15 protein-coding genes are annotated in these 22,107 nt (G+C 50.4%); 11 read left to right on the forward strand and 4 right to left on the reverse strand.

Annotation, left to right across the window (positions count from 1 at the left end):
- Positions 1–189 precede the first annotated feature (189 nt).
- Entirely contained in the window at positions 190–1,425 is a 1,236-nt protein-coding gene (locus Pan241w_RS23750; protein ID WP_145220623.1) for an aminotransferase class V-fold PLP-dependent enzyme, read from the forward strand.
- A 386-nt stretch (positions 1,426–1,811) separates the two neighbouring features.
- On the opposite strand, the gene Pan241w_RS23755 is transcribed toward Pan241w_RS23750, so the two are convergent.
- Positions 1,812–2,009 carry a cold-shock protein gene (locus Pan241w_RS23755; protein WP_145220625.1) on the reverse strand — a complete coding sequence of 66 codons (198 nt, stop codon included), beginning with the start codon at positions 2,007–2,009 and terminating at the stop codon, positions 1,812–1,814.
- 603 nt (positions 2,010–2,612) lie between these two features.
- Here Pan241w_RS23755 and Pan241w_RS23760 point away from each other — a divergent pair.
- The 5 genes from Pan241w_RS23760 (at position 2,613) to Pan241w_RS23780 (ending at position 8,090) form a co-directional block, all read left to right on the forward strand.
- On the forward strand, positions 2,613–3,914 hold the full coding sequence (locus Pan241w_RS23760) for a hypothetical protein (protein ID WP_145220626.1): 1,302 nt from the start codon (positions 2,613–2,615) through the stop codon (positions 3,912–3,914).
- A 175-nt stretch (positions 3,915–4,089) separates the two neighbouring features.
- A complete protein-coding gene (locus Pan241w_RS23765) occupies positions 4,090–4,677 on the forward strand; it encodes an REP-associated tyrosine transposase (RefSeq protein WP_145220628.1) in 588 nt (195 codons plus the stop codon).
- Positions 4,678–5,463: 786 nt separating this feature from the next.
- A complete protein-coding gene (locus Pan241w_RS23770) occupies positions 5,464–6,336 on the forward strand; it encodes a leucine-rich repeat domain-containing protein (protein WP_198000109.1) in 873 nt (290 codons plus the stop codon).
- Between the two features lie 29 nt (positions 6,337–6,365).
- Positions 6,366–6,686 carry a hypothetical protein gene (locus Pan241w_RS23775; protein ID WP_145220632.1) on the forward strand — a complete coding sequence of 107 codons (321 nt, stop codon included), beginning with the start codon at positions 6,366–6,368 and terminating at the stop codon, positions 6,684–6,686.
- Between the two features lie 105 nt (positions 6,687–6,791).
- Entirely contained in the window at positions 6,792–8,090 is a 1,299-nt protein-coding gene (locus Pan241w_RS23780; protein WP_145220634.1) for an MFS transporter, read from the forward strand.
- A gap of 350 nt (positions 8,091–8,440) precedes the next feature.
- On the opposite strand, the gene Pan241w_RS23785 is transcribed toward Pan241w_RS23780, so the two are convergent.
- Entirely contained in the window at positions 8,441–10,138 is a 1,698-nt protein-coding gene (locus Pan241w_RS23785; protein ID WP_145220636.1) for a LamG-like jellyroll fold domain-containing protein, read from the reverse strand.
- Positions 10,135–10,674: a sigma-70 family RNA polymerase sigma factor gene (locus Pan241w_RS23790; RefSeq protein ID WP_145220638.1), complete on the reverse strand. Its 540-nt coding sequence runs from the start codon at positions 10,672–10,674 to the stop codon at positions 10,135–10,137. The genes Pan241w_RS23785 and Pan241w_RS23790 overlap by 4 nt, the downstream gene beginning before the upstream one ends.
- A 347-nt stretch (positions 10,675–11,021) precedes the next feature.
- Here Pan241w_RS23790 and Pan241w_RS23795 point away from each other — a divergent pair, with 347 nt between their 5' ends.
- The 4 genes from Pan241w_RS23795 to Pan241w_RS23810 all read left to right on the forward strand — a co-directional run bounded on the left by Pan241w_RS23795 (position 11,022) and on the right by Pan241w_RS23810 (position 17,036).
- Positions 11,022–11,945: a DUF1559 domain-containing protein gene (locus Pan241w_RS23795; protein WP_145220640.1), complete on the forward strand. Its 924-nt coding sequence runs from the start codon at positions 11,022–11,024 to the stop codon at positions 11,943–11,945.
- An 81-nt stretch (positions 11,946–12,026) separates the two neighbouring features.
- Positions 12,027–12,446 (forward strand): hypothetical protein, encoded by a 420-nt coding sequence (locus Pan241w_RS23800; protein WP_145220642.1) that lies wholly within the window; start codon positions 12,027–12,029, stop codon positions 12,444–12,446.
- A gap of 199 nt (positions 12,447–12,645) precedes the next feature.
- Positions 12,646–15,570 carry a PSD1 and planctomycete cytochrome C domain-containing protein gene (locus Pan241w_RS23805; protein ID WP_198000110.1) on the forward strand — a complete coding sequence of 975 codons (2,925 nt, stop codon included), beginning with the start codon at positions 12,646–12,648 and terminating at the stop codon, positions 15,568–15,570.
- 20 nt (positions 15,571–15,590) lie between these two features.
- Positions 15,591–17,036: a DUF1501 domain-containing protein gene (locus Pan241w_RS23810; protein WP_145220646.1), complete on the forward strand. Its 1,446-nt coding sequence runs from the start codon at positions 15,591–15,593 to the stop codon at positions 17,034–17,036.
- A gap of 77 nt (positions 17,037–17,113) precedes the next feature.
- Here the strand turns inward: Pan241w_RS23810 and Pan241w_RS23815 are convergent, their stop codons facing one another.
- Complete coding sequence (locus tag Pan241w_RS23815) at positions 17,114–18,271, reverse strand: DUF1559 family PulG-like putative transporter (protein WP_145220648.1); 1,158 nt, start codon at positions 18,269–18,271, stop codon at positions 17,114–17,116.
- Between the two features lie 712 nt (positions 18,272–18,983).
- Between Pan241w_RS23815 and Pan241w_RS23820 the strand changes: the two genes are divergently transcribed.
- Positions 18,984–22,091, forward strand: coding sequence for a PSD1 and planctomycete cytochrome C domain-containing protein (locus Pan241w_RS23820; protein ID WP_145220650.1), 3,108 nt, complete (start codon positions 18,984–18,986; stop codon positions 22,089–22,091).
- Positions 22,092–22,107 lie beyond the last annotated feature (16 nt).

A 22,107-nucleotide genomic window follows, 5' to 3' on the forward strand; every position in this document is an offset into this window, starting at 1 on the left:
AATAACGGCTTTTTTATGAAACCCTTTTCATGAGCGGGTTTCGTGTTAGAATCCCTTATGAAGAACTAGTTTATAGCAAACACGCGTCCCCTGATTCCAACCCTGTCCGTCTTTAGTAAAATTCAAGGCCCACGGAGCTGGTAACACAACAGGAACTCCAACGCGGACTCAAATCTGAAACAGACAAACATGACCGCCGATATCACATCAATCCGACACGATTTTCCCATTCTGAACACGAAGCTCCCCAACGGGCAGCCCCTCGTTTATCTGGATAGCGGCGCTTCTGCGCAGCATCCCAAATCGGTCATCAAAAAAATCTCGGAGATCTACGAGCACTATTACTCCAACGTGCATCGCGGCGTGCATCAACTGGGAGACCGCGTGACTTCAGAAATGGAAGCCGCCCGATCGCGGATCCAGACCTTCATCGGCGCCAGTGCACCGGAAGAAATTATTTTCACCTCCGGCACCACCATGTCCATCAATCTGATTGCCCAGACCTGGGGCCGTCACTTCCTCAAAGGGGGCGACGAAATCATCCTGAATGAAATGGAACATCATGCCAACTTCGTTCCCTGGCAGGCCATCGCCAAAGAATGTGGCGCAGTTCTCAAATTCATTCAACTCACCCCCGATGGACGTCTGGACCAGGAACACTATCAATGCCTGCTCTCTCCCAAAACAAAACTCGTCGCTGTCACTGGCATGTCGAACGTGCTGGGGACAATCAATCCGATCGAAGAAATGGCCGAACGCGCGCATGAAGTCGGCGCCCTGATTTTTGTCGATGGCGCACAAAGTGTGCCGCACATGCCGGTCAACGTCGTCGAAAGTGAAATCGACTTCCTCGCGTTTTCCGGACACAAAATATTCGGCCCGTCGGGTATCGGCGTCTTGTACGGCCGCAAGGCACTCCTGGAACAGACTCCCCCCTTTCTGTTTGGCGGGAATATGATTTCCGAAGTGCATTGCGAGGAATCACACTGGGCCAAACTCCCCGCGAAATTTGAAGCCGGCACTCCTGCCATTACCGAAGCCATCGCCCTGGGCACCGCAATTGATTATGTCTCAGAGCTCGGCTTTGATGCGATTCAACAGCAGGAATACATTCTCAGTCAACATGCCCTGCAGAGACTGCAGGAGGTTCCCGGCTTACAGATTTATGGCCCGCACGAACTCGAACACCGGGGCGCGATATTCAGCTTTAATATCGAGGGCGCACACCCCGAAGATCTGGCCACGTTGCTCGATCGAAAAGGCATCGCCGTCAGGCACGGCCACCATTGCACCATGCCCTTGCACCAGCATTTAAACATCGCTTCCAGTGTCCGCGCCAGCCTCGCGTTCTATAATACTACCGACGAAATTGATGCCCTCATCGACGCAATTGAATTCGCCAGAAAACGACTCCGCCTCGCCTGAGTTAAAAACAGGTATTCGATCCACTCGAATACCCTCCATCGTTTCACGACTTCCGGGGGCCACCGCTCGGCTGGCCCGACGGTGCCGGTCCAGTGCCAGAGAAACGCTTCCAACTTCCGTTGCTGTAGGGGCGGTGCCTATGTGCCCGCCCGCCTTATGGGGTTCAACTTTGTATTACTTTTTTGATGGAACTTATTGAAACCTTCGCGTTCTGGCTCACATACAACCCTGACCCTGCGGGCAGCCACACAGGGCCGCACCCACAGTAAATTGTATTTTCGTGTCCTTTCGCGTTTTTCGAGGTAGCAAATATTTTCCACCGCGCATAAAAACAGCCGACGTTTTTGCGTCGGCTGCTTCTTTGTTTCAAGTTCGCACGTGAAACTTCAGACCAGTTTCACATTTTCTGCGCGTGGTCCCTTTTCTCCGCGTCCTTCTGTGAAGGAAACGCGTTGCCCTTCGTAGAGCTCTTCAAATGACACGCCTTCCAGATTTGACGAATGGAAGAACAGGTCTTTGCCACTTTCTGTGTCAATAAACCCAAATCCCTTTTGTGTCACTTTTTTGATTGTACCTTCAGCCATCTTCTGTTCCGATTCCTAAAAAATAAAAAATGCAGCGTCTCCCGAAACAACTGGTTCAGGCCGCTCAGCTGCAAGAGATAATCTTAGCGGACCAAATCAATAAAACAAGCAGAGTGAACAAGAATCGCCTGTTTCCCTCCCATTTCGGACCAGACCAGCAGCCGAATCAGCCTGTATTTCCTGAGTTAACTCGACTTCGGAAAACTTTTCCCGAGTTCTCGCCTTTTTCTGATTTTGACACCCTCCCGACCTGTTTTTCCAGAGAGGTCGACCCGACACACAAATACCACACGATCAAAGCTTGAGGTAACTCTGAATCGAGGTCGAGGCGAGAACTGTAAATAGAAAGTCTCAGATCAATCAAACAAGAGACTTCAATACTGACAACGTAACTTTTCCAGTATTGGCTCTGCTTTCTGCTCTCTTCACTATTCTGGAGGGAGAGAGTTGCGATCCCATCACACGGATGTTGTTTTCTGTGTGAAAAACACCCCTGAAATGCCAATAACAATGCAATAATCTACTTGACAATTGTACTGAAGCAACGCACTATTGAAGGTAGTTACGTCCTGTCTCTTGTTCCAATTCGGAAAGCGAGTACTCATGATGGTTCCTCGCCCTGTTACTGTTTTTCAACTCATTACAACACTCATCATCCTCACGCTAACACAGGCGTGGCACACCTCAGCTGCGGAAGCACAAAAACGGTCAACCCGGTTCAATGCCAAACCTGCAAATACAGTTGAAGCCGCCGCCTTTGAGTTTGCCCTCTCGGCTGATGAAGTGAATCAACTGATTGGTAAAAAAGCAGATGTCCTCACTTCCAACGGCAAAGAGGAACAGGATGTCGAGATCACGCGTTTCTTTACCGGCCGCGATAAGAGCCAGATCAAATCAATGGAAGTCAAAGCCGAAAATGCCCGCCGCGGCAAACGGCTGTTTGCCACCCGCCTCGTTGAAATGACGGTCGATGACAAAACTTATCATTTTCAATATCTCCCCTCGCTCAAAGCAGCCACCATTGAAGACCAGACTAAAAAGAACGCTGCGATCAAGGACAAACTTCGATCATCCAACCAGCAGTTCTGGGAAGAGATCGCCGATGAAGAGCAGTTGAAGTACGTCGAGGAATACAAAGAATTTCTCACGAAAGTCGGCGAGCATTTCAGCGCGCTCAAGATGAAGTTTTATGAAACAAAATATTTTTTGTTTTACACCGACATGCCTGCCAAACAGGTCGCCCCTTATCTGATTCAACTCGACAAGATGAATGAGCTACTGGGCCAGTCGTTCGGTTTCAAGCCCGGCCATAACATCTGGCGCGGCAAAGCCGTCATCGTGGCGTTTATGGGGAAACCCGCGTTCCTAGAATTCGAACAGCAGTTTTATAATCGTACCGAAACAGGCAACGCCATCGGCCTGTGTCATTCCCACGGCAACGGCAAGGTGATTGTTTCCTGCTATCGCGGCAACGATCCCAATTTCTTCGGTGCCGTCCTGGTTCATGAAACCGCGCACGGCTACATTCACCGTTATAAAAGCACGGTCCCGATTCCGACCTGGATCAATGAAGGCATCGCCGACTGGATCGCCATGCTCATCGTTCCCTCTTCCAAAGAAGTCCGCTTCCGCCAAACCGAAGCCGCCACCCGTCTAAGGCAAACCCAGACCTTCGGCGGTCAGTTCTTCAATTCCGACCGGCTCGACGGCTGGCAATACGGCTCCGCCAGCGCGATCATCCAGCTCATGCTCAAAGCCAGCCCGGAACAATTCAAACTCTTCTTCAACGGCATAAAAGAAGGCCTCACCTGGCAAGACAGCCTGCAACGCGCCTACGGTTTAAGCGTCGAACAACTCAGCCAGGCCTACGGCCAATCCATCGGCATCCCACTGCTGACACCCTGAGAAATGTACGTGTGAAAGATAGAAATCATCCCCTAAATGAAATAGCGGGCGTGTGCCAAGGTAAGGAAATTATTGTTCAATAAATATACAACACATGATCTCATATAGAGGCAGCGTGTGCCACTGTCGGCTGGCCCGACAGTGCCGGGATATAGCCTTCCAATGGGTTAAAAACATGCCCCCACACAGAAAACAGATCAAACATTACCATGAGCCCGGGGACTGCCATGAGCTGACGTTTTCTTGTTTTGATAGGAGGCCATTACTAACAAACCCGGTTTGGAAAAACATGCTTTGTGAGGCGATTGATCGGGCATTAACCCGTTATGAGTTTCATCTGATTGCATTCGTGATCATGCCCGAGCATTTACATTTACTCGTCTACCCAACAACCCACGAAAGCAAAATTGATCGTTTTCTGGCTGCTATCAAACGTCCATTTTCCTACCGGATAAAAGAACTGTTGAGAGAGCAACAACACCCGCTATTAAAAGATTTGACAATCCGAACTCGGCCGGGAAAAACGGCCTTTCGTTTCTGGCTGGAAGGTCCGGGGTTTGACCGTAATTTCTTTTCTGAACAAGCCGTTGAAGCCGCAGTTAATTATCTTCATCTCAATCCGGTGAAACGAAAGTTGGTCTCAGAAGTGAAGGACTGGAAATGGTCCAGTGCCCGTTGGTACGAAAGTAACGGTGAAATCATTGACTCTGATCTGCCAACCATCCATGGCCTGCCCTGGGAGTTTTTTCATCAAACAAACTAGAAGTGATAGAATCCGGGAAGCCTGCAGCAATCACTGTCGGGCAAGCCGACAGTGGCACACCGTGAGGCTGAAATATGAATGATAACAAGCCCCCGATAGTTAGCACTGTCAATGACTGGTCTCTTATTCTCTTCTTACCGACATTGTTTGTCTTTACCCTGGTCACTATCGGTTTTTGGAACGAGTGGGAGCCATTGATCCCCGTAGACTATCAAACCCTCTCGATGATTCCATTCGGGATACTTTACTTTTGCTTCACCTACTGTCTGATCAAAATCGAAATAAATTGGAAATCAAAACACAAAACAGAAGCACAAAACGATCTATCAATGTAAGTCAACCAACAAACAGAACAGGCAGCGTGTGCCACTGTCGGCTTGCCCGACAGTGCTGAGATAAACCCCAACAATGCCAATATAGGACCATCATTGAATGCCCCAAACCGATCAAACAGCAAGGTCCTGGTTCAACTTACGGCGTTTCTGTGTTTTCATACTTTTTCTCGCTGCTTTTTGCACTGCCCCACTGGTCATCCAACGTGGTCAGTCCCTGAGATTGACAAGAACGATTCGGAACCAAGGGGGCGAAGTCTCGTTTCGTATCAGCATCCTCACACCCTCGACTTATCCACTGCCACCCAACCTGGAGCCCTTGGTACGCCCCATTCGACAAATCTCGACTACAAGATCGGATGTTATCAAAGTCAACGATCGATTCATCGACTCTCTGGGAAACCAACCCCAGCTCACCTCTCTTTACCTGGGGACAGAGAAGCACCCAACGAAAATGACTGATCAGAGTCTGATTACTTTAACTCAGTATCCACTGAGCACAATCATCATCACCGGCGGAAATTTCACTGACAAAGGCTTAAATGAAATAGCGAATATTTTAACCTTGGAAGAACTCGGATTACATCACTTAAAAATCACCGGAGCGGAATTTCACACAGCATCGTATTTAAAAAAACTACAATATCTGGATCTCTCTAATACTAAAATCACGAACCAGGGTCTGGAAAAACTGTCCGCCATTCCCAATCTAATCTATCTCAATCTAAGTCACACCTGTGTGAACAGTGCTGGTCTGCCGCATGTTCTGAAATTTCATAAACTGCGTCGACTGAACATCAACAATTTGCCCCTCAGTCCTGAATCAATATCCTGCTTGGCAATAATGAAGAAACTGTATTCTCTCAGTTTGCAGGGAGCGTCAATCACGGATGCATTGATCAAGCAGTTGTCACAGGCAAAACAAATCGCTCACCTGACCTTAATCGATACGCGGTTGACAGATCGGGGACTAAGCTCTCTGGGAAATATGACGAACCTGGAATATTTACAGATCATAAATTCAGACATTACTGATGCAGGCTTAGAGCATCTTAGAACTCTGAAAAAATTAGAGTACCTTGACCTCTCAAACAACCGGCTGACTCATGTGGGCCTGAAACACCTGTCGTCTCTGGAAAACCTGGACTATCTCAATATGACAGATACTGATCTAACAGATTCCGCAAAAGAAATTCTGATACGATTTCCTCGACTAAGATGGATTGACATCAGCGGAACAAAAATCTCTCCAGAAACGATCAAAGCCATCAAGCAATCTACCACCATAGATAATATCATTGAAACAGTAGTGCTCAGTTCAGAATAATGTAATCAGAACCCACCAAAGGTGTTGCTTTGAGCAAACCCACTCTCACACCCCGACAGCAGCGAATCAAAGTTTGTGCAACTGTCATACTTATTGTCGGTTTATTTCAGCTCTGCATCATGTCGTTTGTAGAAATAGCAAGACCTCCACTCTTTTCAGATGCACTCCACTTTGAGCTGGCAGATCTTGATTGCAGAGAAGAAGCGATCAAGCGGATTCTTGCCTATGAAAAAAAACATGTGATCATCCGCATGATATTCCCGGTTGCAATGGGGATTATTCTGCTTGTTATATCTGGTGTTTTGTTCCACAGCCTGTCTATTACTTCTGAAGAGAGTGATGTTTCTTAAGCCAGCCCCTGATATCGCCATTCCCAAGCATTTTCAGATCCCCTAAACTAACCGCACCAGTCTTATCACAAAACTCGCATCGCACCATCAAGGAAGATCGTATCCATGTCTGTCGTAGCAGAAGAACTCGAGAACACACCAGCCGCCAGCAAAAATGTGCGGGTTCTGGCGGCAGGCTTTATCGGCAATATTCTCGAATGGTACGACTTCGCTGTTTACGGATTCTTTGCCCCCACGCTGGGCAAACTCTTTTTCCCTTCTGACAATCCAACCACGTCTTTAATCGCTGCCTTCGGTGCCTTCGCTGCCGGCTTCTTGATGCGGCCCGTCGGTGCGGTTCTGTTCGGACATATCGGCGACCGACTCGGACGCAAGAAAGCACTTACGCTCTCAGTCATGATGATGGCCGTCCCCACCCTGCTGGTTGGCGTGCTACCCACGCATGCACAAATCGGCGTCACCGCTGCAATTCTGATGGTGCTGTTACGCATGATTCAGGGAGTCTCCGTCGGGGGTGAATATACGAGCTCGTTCGTTTTCCTTGTCGAACATGCCCCACCACACCGCCGCGCCTTTTTTGGTTCGTGGAGCATGATCGGCGCCACTTGCGGCATCCTGCTGGGTTCAGCCGTTGGTGCATTAATTAATACATTCACGACCGACGAACAACTGCTGGAATGGGGCTGGCGGATTCCGTTTCTGTCCGGGGTGCTGGTCGCTTTCGTCGGTTACTTCATTCGGCACGGAATTCCCGAACAGCCTCTATCGGAAGAACTCTCCGAGCAGGAAGCCTATTCACCACTGAAGGAAGCATTTGCCAGCCATAAAAAAGAAATGTTACAGTCATCCGGGATTAATATGATGAACGCTGTCACATTTTATACGGTCTTCATCTACCTCTCGTCCTGGCTCGTCGAAGAAGTCGGCGAGGACCGCGCCGAAGCACTCGACATCAACACCATCAGCATGGCGGCGTTAACCCTGTTTGTTCCTATCGCTGCAATCCTGGCCGATAAATTTGGTCGCAAACCATTTCTGCTGATCGGCTCAGCCGGTATCGCACTGCTGTCGCCGACATTGCTTGGCTTGATGCACCACCACAATTTCGCCCTGATCCTCACCGGGCAAATTGGTTTCGCACTGCTCGTGGCCTGCTTCGCCGGCGCTATCCCCGCCACGATTACCGAGCTCTTCAAGCGGGGCGTGCGTGTGAGTGCCGCCAGCGTCAGTTATAATCTTCCGTTCGCCATCTTCGGAGGGACCGCACCGATGGTCGCCGCCTGGCTCGTCAAAGTCACAGGCAACCCGCTCTCCATCGCCTGGTACCTCTCCGCCATCGCCGGCATCACGTTTTTCATCATTCTCACAGTCAAAGAAACCAATGGCAAATCGCTGGATGAGTAAATATCGTGCTACATCCCAACTGACTGTGTGCCAATCGTGACTAACCATAGTGCCGGTCCAAGTCCATCTTAATCCCACCAACGTGTGTTGCTGTAGGGGCTGACCCATGTGTCAGCCCGCAGTGACAGCATGCAAATTAAAATTAAGAAACGAACGCTTCAAGCGCCCCATTCTTCACATGATATAATCCAACCCTCGAAAGGCGGGCGGACACACAGGTACCGCCCCTACACTGCCCCTTATTTCGTGTGTTTTCGTGCTTTTCGTGGTAGAAAAAAATTCTCATCCAGATAAGACAACCCGTTTCGGTGGTCAACGATTCAAAAAACATTGCGAAAGCTCGCCGCAGATCACAGCATCGGCTCACCCGTCTCGGCGGCGAATTTCATTTTTTCGCCTTTATTGAGCAGCACGTTGCCCCCTTGCTGTTCCTGCAATACAAATTTGCTCAATTGCCCGTCGAAATAATCTTTACCTGATTGCACATTCGCATAATGTGCAGCGACAGTCGCCGGATCCAGTGCATAATCGTAAAAGGCGACTTCATCAATCACGCCGGTGAACGGTTCGCGCCCGACCAATGTTTCGAACCGATCCGAAATCAGATTACCGATGACCGCCGGTTTGGAGCCGCCGCTGATGATCATCGTCCCCACCGGAAAGCGATGGCTCATGCGTAGTTTGCCATCGATGTAAATTGCTTTCACACCGGTCCATCCGTTATACGTCGCGACGATATGATGCGGTTTACCATCGCGGATTTCTTCCAGCGTGGGTCGCCCCTCCTTGCCGTCTAACGGCATATCCAATTCGCTATAGCCCATACCCGACAGAAACAGACCAAACGAAAGACAAGGGCCGGGGTCCACCGTCGGAATTTGTGTGATACCGGCTTTGTCGTCATTCTGAAAGCTCAGCAAAATTCGATAGCTGCCGTCCTCTTTGCGGAAGATTTCGTCATAATCGAAAGGATCTTTCTTTTGAGGTGTATTCGGAGTCTTCCACTCGGAAATCACCAGTGCTTCGACGGTGATGCCGGTCGAAACGGAAAAATCACCGGTGCCGACTTCTTTACCACCTCCGCTTCCCAACAGCAGACTAGCATCAGGTCGATTATTAAATCGGACGGCACCCGCTCCCACTAAACCGGGGACCCGCTTGGTATTTTTTCCAGCTTGAATCGAACGATTGCCAATCGAATCAATTAACGGTTCCGCCTTCGGTTGATCGAAGGTCCAGAAAAAACGAGGCAGGCGGCCGCGCGGCTTCACTTCAACCTGGCCATCCAACACATGCACGTAGGTCTCAGCCGCCTCGTTGACACTCACTTCGTATTCCGTTCCCCGATCAACGACCTCAACGCTGGGTGTCTCCAGTGTAAAAGAATCTGTTCCGTTTTTTCGTCGCGCCGACAGCGTGCCGGAAAACAGCGTGCCCTGATTCTTACGTTCCATACCAAACAACGCGGGACTTTCGACAGAGATATCAGCGCCTCCTGAAAAGGCCACTTCCACATTCCCCGAAGTCACCTTCACCGTACCCGGCTGAAAATGGTGCGTTAACGCCGGAGATTTTCCGATTAATTCCCATGTTGCCTGTGCCACCTCGGAAAGTGTGGCCACTTCATCCGGGGGCGTCGCATTGTCATCGAAATAATATTGGGACGACTGCTCAGCAACCTGGGGTGGTACTTCCTTTTGCAAAGGCTCTTTCAAAAGCAGAAACAATCCCACCGACAGCAGACACACCACCAGACAAAGCGCCTGCATAATGGAAAGCCGCAGCGATTTTTTTTCTTTCACTGGTTCTGCTTGATATTGCTTCACCGATTTTTCAATCGCCGTCGAAGAGAGCAGCTCACCTGATGTGACCGCACTGGCTAAGCCCATATGCAGAAAGATATAGTCCAGATAGTCCTGCCGATACTCGGGGTGGTCCAGCAGCAGACGTTCCAGAGTCTCCATCTCGGATTCCGTGATGATTCCCGAACATTGTGCGTCGGCCAGTTCCCAGATCTGTTCGGAAACGGAATTCTCGGGTTTACTCATGAAGACACCTCGCTGGAAAGACGACGGTTTACACAATCAAATAATGCTTTCCGGATTTTTTTGATCGTTTTATAAATCGCGTGCGAGGAACATTTCCAGCGCTCCGCCACGGTAGCCGCCGTTTGCTGTTCCCCATAATAGGCATCAACCAATTCCCGCTCACGGGCACTAAGTTTTTTCAGACACTGAGTCAGTGCTAACTGCCGCTGGCTCTGTTCTTCCATCATACTCGAAACATCTTTCGCCAGCTCAGTCACCAGGCTGTCACTGAAAATCAAACGCTTGTTCTGATACTTGCGGCGATATTTGCGCACCTGATTAAAGGCAATCCCATATGCCCAGTTGAGAAAACTGCGGTCGTGATCGTATTCAGGAAACTCTTTCCACAAGATCACACACGTTTCCTGAAAGATGTCTTCCGCAGCAGCCACATCCAGTACCAGCGCCATAATATAGCCGTAAATCTTCCGATCATCCCGGGAAAACAGACGGAAAAATTCTTCGCTCATGACCGGATTATTCAGATGCTCACTCATGTCGAAGTTAAGTCTATCACTACCAGGGTGTTGGAGGGAATCGGATCAGGGAAAAATCAGCGCAGCAGAGAACGCAAAGGCGTCTCCGCTATAGTATGTGGCGCGATTCACTTCAGATTGGTACCAAAAAATGCACGATTTGCCAAATTTTCAACGAAATCACAAAACTGATGGTACTAAATCATATATCGGCGCGCCATATACTTAATGAGGACGCGCTGTGGCTCTCCCCTGATCCCACTCCTCGAAACAAAACACAAAAGAATCACGCTTAAAAAACGACCGAGGAGTCTTTGACTAAATATTAACCGCATACTTTTATTTCCGGTTTAGACCAGGGAGAACCGATGTCAGTCGCTCGAAAACAAGACCGCCCCCCACGTTCCGCGTTTACATTGATCGAATTACTGGTGGTGATTGCCATCATCGCCATATTGATTGCGCTGTTACTTCCCGCGGTACAACAGGCGCGCGAAGCAGCCCGCCGCAGTACCTGTAAAAATAACCTGAAGCAACTGGGACTGGCGCTGCATAACTATCATGAAACGCATCGTTTGTTTCCTCCCGGCATGATTTATCGCGTCGTCACCACTTCATCCCCTGGCGGCAAACGAACTCCCTTCTGCGTGCACCTTTTGCCCTACATCGATCAGGCCAATATTTACAACCTGTACGACCATGATCAAAACTGGCACGCCACCGTCCACGACCCCCAACCCGCCGGCAACGGGGTCCGCCTTGTTCCGATTCCTGTCTGGCAATGCCCGACCGACCGTGAATCAATCTGGAGCGCCAATCCCGATGGTAGTATTCGTGGCAACTATGCTGTGAACTGGGGGCAGGGAACGTTCGGCAATCAAATCAAACCATCTCCCTTTCGAAATACCTTCGGCGCCCGCATGCGGGACATTACCGACGGCTCAAGTAATACTCTGGCAATGATGGAAATGCTCAAGCCGGAAACCAGCGCAGACGACTATCGCGCCTGGATCTGGAATGATGAACCGGAATCCGTAGTGATGACGCGCGTCGGTCCGAACAGCTCTGCCCCCGACCTGGTAACTCATTGTGTTTCCGAGACTGGTCGTCTGCCTTGTACAGGAGGGATTTCGGCAAACAGCAGAAGTAACGCATCACGGAGCCTGCACGTTGGTGGCGTACACGCGCTATTGTGTGATGGTGCCGTACGATTTATCTCAGAAAATATCGACCTCAACACCTGGCAAAGCCTGAGCAGCATGAGTGGCGGCGAAGTGATCGGCGAATTTTAAACCTCGCCGCGTGCGACCCAACTTCGTGTCTCTTGCAACGTTTATGTTGTAGTCAGTCAGTTGACGGAAAAGGTGATTTCAGTGCGTATTTATAATTTGATCATTTTATCCCTTTGCACCACGATGCTTTTTCTGACCGGTTGTGGAAAAGGTGACGCCTTAAAACGAACGCAGGTGGAAGGCATGGTGACACTCAACGGCGCACCGGTCAAGCAGGGCGTCATCACGTTCATTCCCACTGGGAAAGGTGCGACTGCCGGAGCGAGTATCGAATCAGGAAAATTTGTCATCCCTGAAGAAACAGGCCCCAGCCCCGGCGAATACCGCGTCGAAATCGATTCCAGTGTTCCCACAGGCAAACAGATTCTGGATACCGATGGCGAAACCATGGTTGACGAATTTGAAAATGGCATCCCGCCCCGGTTTAATCGGCAGACTGAACTGAAAGTCACTCTCAAAACAGGTAATAATCAACATTTGTTTGATCTGGAAACAGAGTAAGCATTTTTTTTCAAACAGATCAACCAGAGGCCGCCTTGTCGGTTATAATTGAATCCCCAAAAACATGCGGCATTCCCACTTCGGTTCAGCCCATTGATTCTCCCACTCAGAGAGAAATAGAAAAGTGAATATGTTTTTTTTCATCCAGAGGAAAATCAGAACCACACTACTATGTTTATTCTTGCTCTGCCTGCACTCCGTGTCGACAGCGTCAGCAGCAGAGTTCCCCTTTGAAAAACAGGTGGCACCGATTCTGCAACAGCACTGCATTGAGTGCCATAACGACAGCACCCGCGACGGTGGCCTTTCACTGGAAAGTCACAGCAGTACCCTCAAAGGGGGCGAAAGTGGTAGCATACTGGTAGCAGGCAAGCCAGACGAAAGTCCGCTATTGGATTATGTGAGCGGCCCCGAACCGGAAATGCCCAAAAAAGGAAAACCGTTATCCAAAACAGAAATTGAAACACTCAGACAGTGGATCAAAGCGGGCGCCCCCTGGCCGGACGGAACGCGGATTCGCGAAGCCCAGCTCTCTCAAACCGACTGGTGGTCGTTCCAGCCGCTGAAGAAACCGGCGGTCCCGGCACTCTCAGCAGAAAATCAAAAACGGGTTCGTACTCCCGTCGATGCCTTTCTACTCGCCAGACTGCAGGAGAAAAACCTCTCCTTTTCCCCAGACGCCGACCGTCGCACACTCATCCGTCGACTCTATTTCGATCTGATCGGACTCCCTCCCACACCAGCGGAAATCAACAAGTTTGTCAACGATCCGAGCCCGCGAGCCTATGAGCGGCTCGTCGATCAACTCCTGGCGTCGCCCCGCTACGGCGAACGCTGGGCACGTCACTGGCTCGACGTCGTGCACTACGGCGACACACACGGCTACGATAAAGATAAACTCCGTGAAAACGCCTGGCCTTATAGGGACTATGTCATCCGTGCCTTGAACAACGACAAACCTTATTCCGAGTTTATTCAGGAACAACTCGCCGGCGATGTCATCAAACCTGATTCCACCGACGGCATTCCTGCCACCGGCTTCATCGTTGCCGGCCCGTTTGACTGGGTCGGGCAAATAGAAATCAATGAAAAACTGATCGAGAAAAAAATCACACGCAATCTCGATCGCGATGACATGGTCGCAACGGTCATGAATACCACCGTCAGCCTGACAGTCCAGTGCGCCCGCTGTCACAATCACAAATTCGATCCGATCGCCCAGGAAGACTATTACGGCCTGCAAGCCGTTTTCGCCGGCATCGATCGGGCCGAACGGGAATACGATCCGGATCCCCAGACAGCAGAACAACGCCAGAAATTATTGGCGGCTCAAACCAAGACCCAGAAAGAATTCAAAAAACTCTCCAACCTGATCCGCTCACGCGGGGGAAAAGAACTGGCGACACTGGACGCAAAAATCGATCAGGCGCTAAAAGCCAAACAGGGGCAGGGCGTCGAATATGGTTATCACAGCAAAATTGAAAAGTCGGACAAGAGCCAGAAATGGGTACAGCTCAATTTCAAACAACCGATCACCGCAGAGCAAGTCACGCTCTTTCCCGCCTATGATGACTTTAACAACATCGGCGCCGGCTTCGGTTTCCCCCAACGGTTCAAACTGGAAGTATCCGACACGGCCGATTTCAAAACAACGAAAACCGTGATTGCCGATCACACACAAGCGGATTATCCTAATCCCAAAACCCGGCTTGTCGAATTTGATCTGAAAGGCCAGAGCTTTCAACACCTGAGAATGACGGCCACGAAACTCGCGCCGCGCTCGAAAGATTTTATTTTTGCATTAGGCGAAATCAAAGTCCTCGATTCTGAAGGCAAAGATATCGCTAAACAAGCAACCGTCACATCCCTTGATTCCATCGAAGCACTGCCGCGCTGGTCGCGCAAGAATGTGAATGACGGCAATTTTTATCAAAGCCCCGATTCCAATACGGATCTTCAAAAACTGCAAGGGAAACGAAATCAATTGATCTCTGACCTGTCCACTGCTGAAGAAAAAAAGACAATGCTGCAGCAGAGTCTCAAGTTAAAGCAGATCAAAAAGAAATTGGACCAGCTTCCCCAGCGTCAGAAGGTCTTCGCAGCCGCCACCCACTTTTCCCCGCGAGGAAATTTCAGACCGACCGAAGGAGAACCGCGGTCCGTGTTTCTGCTCAGTCGTGGCAGTGAAAAAGCGCCCGTGAAAGAAGTTCAACCGGCAAGCTTAAATCTGATCGAAGGTCTTCCCGGCGAATTCCAACTCGAAGATCCAAACAATGAAGGCGCTCGTCGACTTGCCTTGGCACAATGGATCACCCGCCGGGAGAATCCGCTGACGTGGCGCTCGATTGTGAATCGCGTCTGGCAATATCATTTTGGCAAAGGCATCGTTGATACTCCAAACGACTTTGGGAAAATGGGCTCACTCCCCACACATCCCGAACTGCTCGATTATCTCGCCAGCCGATTCCGCGACGAAGGACAGTCGCTCAAAACATTACACCGCATGCTGGTCTTAAGCACCGCCTATCGGCAGTCATCACGCTCCCATGAACGGGGCAATCAAATCGACGGGGATAACCGCCTGCTCTGGCGGATGAATCGACGCAAACTGGAAGCCGAAGCCATTCGCGATGCCGCTTTGCAAGTCAGTGGAAAACTGGACCTCACTATGTACGGCCCGGGAGACCGATTGTTTGTGCTGGAAAAACCGCAACATTCACCCCACTATCTTTATGAAAAGTTTGATCCCACAACTGCCAAAACTCTACGTCGCTCGATCTATCGCTTTGTCGTTCGCTCCGTTCCTGACCCGTTTATGGAATCACTGGATTGTGCCGATCCATCGCAGATTACGCCCAAGCGAATTCCCACTCTCACCGCACTGCAGGCTCTCTCACTAATGAATGATCAATTTATGGTGAGCATGTCGGAGTTCTACTCGCAAAAGATGGAAGCCGAAGCAGCAGACTTGCCGGCTCAGATCAGACTGGCTTTCGAAACCTCGTTAGGCCGGACGCCGAATTCAGCAGAACTGCAGATCTTACAGACCATCGGGAAACAGCATGGCATGAAAAATGTCTGCCGTCTGATCTTCAACAGCAATGAATTTATCTTTATCGATTAAGTAATACAGAAAGTGATCTCATGGATCGTCGTGAGTTTTTAATGTCGGCTGGGGGAGGGCTGGGGGGAATCGCGCTCGCCTCTCTGCTACAGAATGACCAACTCCTGGCTGCTGCACCCAACACTCAGATACTGCATCACCCGCCGCGGGCCAAACGAGTGATTCAACTTTATATGTCGGGTGCCGCCAGTCAATGTGACACCTTTGACTACAAACCCGAATTAATCAAAGACAACGGTAACGCCTGGGACCCCGGCGAACAGGTGCAATTGTTTCAATCCTCGCCAGGCAAAACGATGCAAGCCCCCTGGAAATGGAAGCAGTACGGCGAATCGGGCAAATGGTTGAATGAGTGTGTGGCACCGCTGGGTGACTGCGTCGACGACATGGCATTCATTCACAATATGGTCAGCAAGTCGAACGTACATGGCCCCGCTACTTTTATGCAGGCCACCGGCTTCATTCTGCCCGGCTTTCCCGGCATGGGAGCCTGGATCAGTTACGGTCTTGGCAGTCTCACTGATAATCTGCCCACGTTTGTCGTACTACCCGACCCGCGCGGCTTTGCTCCCAACGGAGCCGCCAACTGGTCTGCCGGCTTTTTGCCTGCCAGCAATCAGGGAACCATCATTCGCCCGAATTCAGAAAACCCCATTTCTAATTTGTTCCCACCCAAAAACGATTTCATCACCCGCCAAAGTGATCGCGACGTCCTAGCTGCATTAAAACAATTGAACCAGCGTCACGAACAAGAACGCGCGGGAGACTCACGTCTCAACGCACGAATTCAGTCATACGAACTGGCTGCCAAAATGCAACTGCAGGCGCCCGAGGTACTGGACCTCTCTAACGAAACCAAAAGCACGCTCAACATGTACGGGCTGAATTCCGTCGACTTTGAAGTGCAGGAAGGCATCAGTGAAGCCGCCGAAATCGCGTACTTTGGTCGAAACTGCCTGGTGGCGCGGCGTTTGTTAGAACAGGGCGTGCGGTTCGTGCAGATCTGGTCGGGAGCCGATAATGGATTTCCCCGCCGCAACTGGGATTCGCATGAAGATATCAAACGCGATCACTGGCCTTTAGGCCGCGGCATGTCCATCGGCGCAGCCGCCTTGATTAAAGACTTGAAACAGCGCGGCATGCTGGATGACACGATTATTTTATGGACCACGGAATTTGGTCGAATGCCCTGCAGTCAAGGCAGCAAAGGCCGCGACCATAATCCGTTCGTGTTTACCAACTGGCTGTCAGGCGGCGGCATTAAAGGGGGCACGACCTATGGTGAATCAGACCAATGGTCCTTCAAACCCGCGGATCCCTCCAACCCCACGATGTGCTATGACGTGCATGCCACGATCCTGCATCAACTGGGAATCGATCATGAAAAGCTGACCTTCCGACACAACGGCATCGACCGCCGTCTGACCGATGTACACGGGCATGTCATCAAAGACATTATTTCATAACAAATAAAAAAACGAGCGGCCGGTTCAACACCAGCCACTCGCGATTTAGTCGTCTTTTAGTTGAGATCAGACTTCGATTATTCGAAGTTGCCTTTGGTCAACTGAGCATCCAACCAGGGGCCGGAGAAGACTTCTGAAGGACGCAGTTCAACAGTTGCATCTGTGTAACCAGATCCACCAGAAGCAGAACCAGTGAATCCTGGGTTCAGGAAGCCGTCACCGTTCAGGTCAACAATAGCTTTGACACTACCGTCAGCCATCAGGATGTTACAGATCTTGTTACGACCACGACCATGCCATGCGTACCAGTCACGAGAATCCTGCAACCACAGTGTACCGTCAGCACCGGGAGTTCCAGTACGGTTCGGGTCAGGCAGTTCCGTAGGAATCGCACCAACAACGTTGGTACCAGCTGGCATCAGATCGATCGCACCGCCGGTTCCTGCAGCCGGGTTCCAGTAAGCAGGACCATCGTTGAAAGATTCAGCCAATCGTTCACCGGCTTCGACGAAACCAGGAATTGTGTCGGTTAAGACAGCTTCGCCCACATCACCAGGAGCACCACAGCCCATGAAGGAGACGGCGGAAGAAGAAACGCGTGAGGAATCCAGACGACGAATCGTCAGAGGTCCCAGTGTACCACCAAATCCTTTTAAGCCAGATGCAGTGACACCAGCGTTGGTTTTCGCACCGGAACGAACCAGGAACCAGCTAGCAGCATAGTTCGTACCGTAGCCATCTTCCAGAAGTTTCGCAACTTGCAGAATACGAGCAGGTGTTCCTTCGGTTCCTGAAGTCCAGGTAGAACAGACACCTTCCAGCAGACGAGCCGGTGGTGCACTGTCTTTATTACTTGTGTTTGCGACACCGATCATGTCGTTCAGCTTTTCAGCACCTAACAATGTAGAGGAAGGGCACAGCATCTTCTGGGGAAGACCAGCACCACTGTTAACCATGTCGGCAACCCAACCCCAAGTGTCAGGACATCCGTCACGACGGAAGTCATAAGCACCGGTGCAGTACCGGCCGCTAGGATCGGTAGAAGCGAAGGCATGCATGGAAAGACCGAACTGACGCAAGTTACTTTTGCACTGTGAAGAACGTGCAGATTCACGAGCTGCGAAAACTGCTGGAATCAGCAGAGCAGCTAACAAAGCGATGATCGAAATCACCACCAGAAGTTCGATCAGCGTAAAACCTGATCGTTTGACATTGAGAACACGGGATTTTTTCATTTTGTTTCCTGTAGTTTTTGAAAGAGTTTGACTGATACGCGAACAATGAAGGCTAAAACAAATTACTTGTGTAAGAGAAAAACAGGTCATCCCCATCAGTTTGGCTTTTGATGTATGATTCTGATCTGCCCCCCCAAAACTCACTTTTACTTTTCACTTCTGAATTGAATTCAATCTACTTGTCCTTGAAGTTTTCGTTGCCGGCTGAAATCTTCAATTGGGAGTACGATATCGAGTGAATGTGAAGTTACTTCCGCCCGACCTGTTAAGAACCGATGAATAATGTGTAGCAATATTGATCAAACAGGGACTTTTGTTATGGTTTCATAAACATACAGCAAAGATTTCGCGCGAATCTTCATAAAAATGTCTCTCTAATTTTTGATCCCACGAAAGACAAAACTTGAATTTCGCATGTCGCAGCCCCTATAATTGATGAGAGAAATCTTCAGGCAACCCACCCACCTTTGCCTGACCTAAGTCGCCTGCTCAATTAGAGTTAGAATATGATTGAGCTACCCCACTTTGGGTAAAGTGGCGGACCGGTATTCACTCGTGTTTGGTTTTGAGATTTGGAAATCATTCCGATTAACAGAAAATCCGGGTTTGCAGATGCTTTGACAAGACTCAACAGTCCGTCAATCTCCGCCTCGTTTCTTTCTTAAATCCGACGATGATTTTTGACGCTCTGCGGTTGACCGAAAGAAGAATTATGGTCGTTCGAACGTGCTCGTTTTTGTTCCTGTGTCTGATCGCTTCCGCTGCGTTGCTGTTTCAAAATGTGTCTGCAGAAACAGCAAAAACAACACCAGTTGATTTTGATTTTGCAACTGACATACGACCGCTGCTATCTGATGCCTGCTTCTCCTGTCATGGTCCCGATCAGGAACATCGCGAAGCAGAACTGCGATTGGACTTAAAAGAAAGTGTCTTCGATTCGCATGATGGGCACGCGCTGATTGTACCGGGTAAACCAGCCGAAAGTCTGATCTATCAGCGTATGATTTCGACCGACGAAGACGAACGAATGCCACCCGTTGATTCCGGCAAGAAACTATCCAGGTCAGACATTGAAAAAATCCGCAAGTGGATTGCCGCCGGCGCGCCCTGGGCCTCACATTGGGCCTTTCAACCACCCGAAAAACCAGCATTGCCTGACGTCAAACAAAAACAACTTGTCCAAAACCCAATCGATGCCTTTGTGCTTGAAAAACTGGAACAGCAACAGCTGACGTTCTCTGAACCAGCTGACCGTATCACGCTTCTCAGGCGACTGAGTCTGGACCTGACCGGACTGCCGCCGAGCATTCAGGAAGTCGATCAATTCCAGAATGACACAGCCCCGAGCGCCTATGAAAAACAGGTCAAACGACTGCTCGCTTCACCTCATTACGGCGAACGCTGGGGACGCATCTGGCTGGATGCCGCCCGCTATGCGGATTCCAACGGCTATGAAAAAGATGCACCGCGCGAAGTCTGGCTCTATCGCGACTGGGTCATCGACGCGTTCAATCAGAACATGCCTTACAACCAGTTTGTACTCGAACAAATCGCCGGCGACCTGCTACCGAATGCCACTCAGGATCAGATCGTCGCTACCGGTTTTATGCGAAATTCGATGCTCAACGAAGAAGGAGGCATCGATCCGGAAGAGTTCCGCATGGCAGCCTTGTTCGACCGGATGGATACCATCGGCAAAAGTGTGTTGGGCCTCACTCTGCAATGCGGTCAATGCCACACACACAAGTATGATCCCCTGACCCAGGAAGACTACTACCAGATCTTTGCCTGTATCAATAATTCCTACGAAGCCAGCATTCGCGGCTATACCGATGAAGAACAGGAAAAACGCCGCACGCTCTCTGAAAAAATCAATACGATCGAACAGGCACTTAAAGCAAAGCTGCCCGACTGGCCCGCAAAAATGGCCGCCTGGGAACAGGCAGTCCAACAGAATCAACCTGAGTGGACCGTGTTGAAGCTGACGAATACCGACAGTAACTCACAACGTTATTTCGAACAGCCCGATCATTCGATGCTGGCGCAAGGTTATGCCCCTTCCAAATTCACGTCCAATTTTGAAGCCACCGTAGATGCCTCTGATCTCAAAGCCATTCGGCTTGAACTTTTGAATCATCCCAACCTGCCCGCAGGCGGCCCCGGCCGATCCATCGAAGGCTTGTGTGCGTTAACTGACATTAAACTCACGGTCGTCAATCCGAAAGATCCGAAGCAGACAACCAGCGTGAAATTCTCCGAAGCCACCTCCGACTTCGGTAATGAACGACAGCAGTTGCCACCGAAATATGCTGACAAAAAAGGAATCCGTGGCTTTACCGGCCCTGTGGCTTATGCCATCGACGGTGATAACACCACAGCGTGGGGCATTGATGCCGGTCCCGGACGATTCAATCAGCCACGTGAAGCGGTTTTTCGTGCAGAAAAACCATTCGGTTATCCGGAAGGTACGAAATTAAAAATCAGTCTGGTGCAGATGCATGGCGGCTGGAACAGCGACGATAATCAAACCATGAATCTGGGACGTTTCCGAATCTCCTGCAGCGCTTCTGAAAATGCCAAAGCCGATCCGGTTCCCGACCCGGTCAGACAAATCCTGCAGATTTCCCACACAAAGCGAACACCACAACAACAGGATCAGGTCTTCAGCTACTGGCGGACGACCGTCCCGGAATGGCAGGCAGAAAACAACGAAATCGAAGCGATCTGGAAACAGCATCCCCAGGGAACCACCCAACTCGTTTATCAGGAACGGCCTGAACCACGCTCGACACACCTGCTTGATCGCGGCGACTTCCTCAAAAAGAAACAGGTTGTCGAGCCGGGAGTTCCCGATTTTCTGAACACCTTACCTCAGGATACCTCGGTGAACCGTCTGACGTTTGCCCGCTGGCTCGTCGATCGCAAGTCACCGACCACTGCCCGTGCCATCGTGAATCGCGTCTGGCAGGCGTACTTCGGGAAAGGTATCGTCAGCACTAGTGAAGATCTCGGTTCACAAGGCGCCGCTCCCACGCACCGAAAACTGCTGGACTGGATGGCGGTCTGGTTTATGGATCAGGGCTGGGATCTGAAAAAGCTACACACGTTGATCGTAACCTCGCGGACCTATCAGCAGTCTTCGCAGGTCAGTCCGGAACTGTATGCGAAAGATCCGTACAACCGTTTCTTTGCCCGCGGTCCCCGTTATCGAGTCGATGCAGAAATCGTTCGTGACATCGCACTCAAAGCCAGCGGCCTGCTTAATCCCCAGGTGGGTGGCCCGTCCGTCTACCCGCCGGCTCCCGCGTTTCTGTTCGAAAAACCAGCCAGCTACGGTCCCAAAACCTGGATCGAGGCAGAAGATGACAATCGCTACCGCCGCGCCATTTATACGTTCCGCTTCCGCTCGGTTCCCTATCCCATGCTGTCAGCCTTTGATGCACCCAATGGCGATATCTCGACCGTCAAACGAACCCGTTCAAATACGCCTTTGCAGGCATTGACCACTCTCAATGAAACACTCTTTATGGAATGTGCCAACGGATTGGCGGAAACCACGCTGAAACAACAGAATGCGACAGACGAACAACGCATCGAAACGGCCTTTCGTCGTTGTGTTTCCCGTTTTCCTTCTGCGTCTGAAAAACAGGTATTGAACCAGTTCCTAGCAAAACAACGAACTTACTTTGCGAAACATCCGGAAGAAGCCAAACAAATTGCCGCGAAGAAAAAAACGAACTCGGATACCGCCGATTTCGCAGCCTGGGTCGCGCTCTCACGCGTCCTGCTCAATATGGATGAAACGATTACCAAAGAATAACGACGGGCAAAAGAAG

Origin of the sequence: Gimesia alba (assembly GCF_007744675.1) — a bacterium.
Taxonomy (GTDB): domain Bacteria; phylum Planctomycetota; class Planctomycetia; order Planctomycetales; family Planctomycetaceae; genus Gimesia; species Gimesia alba.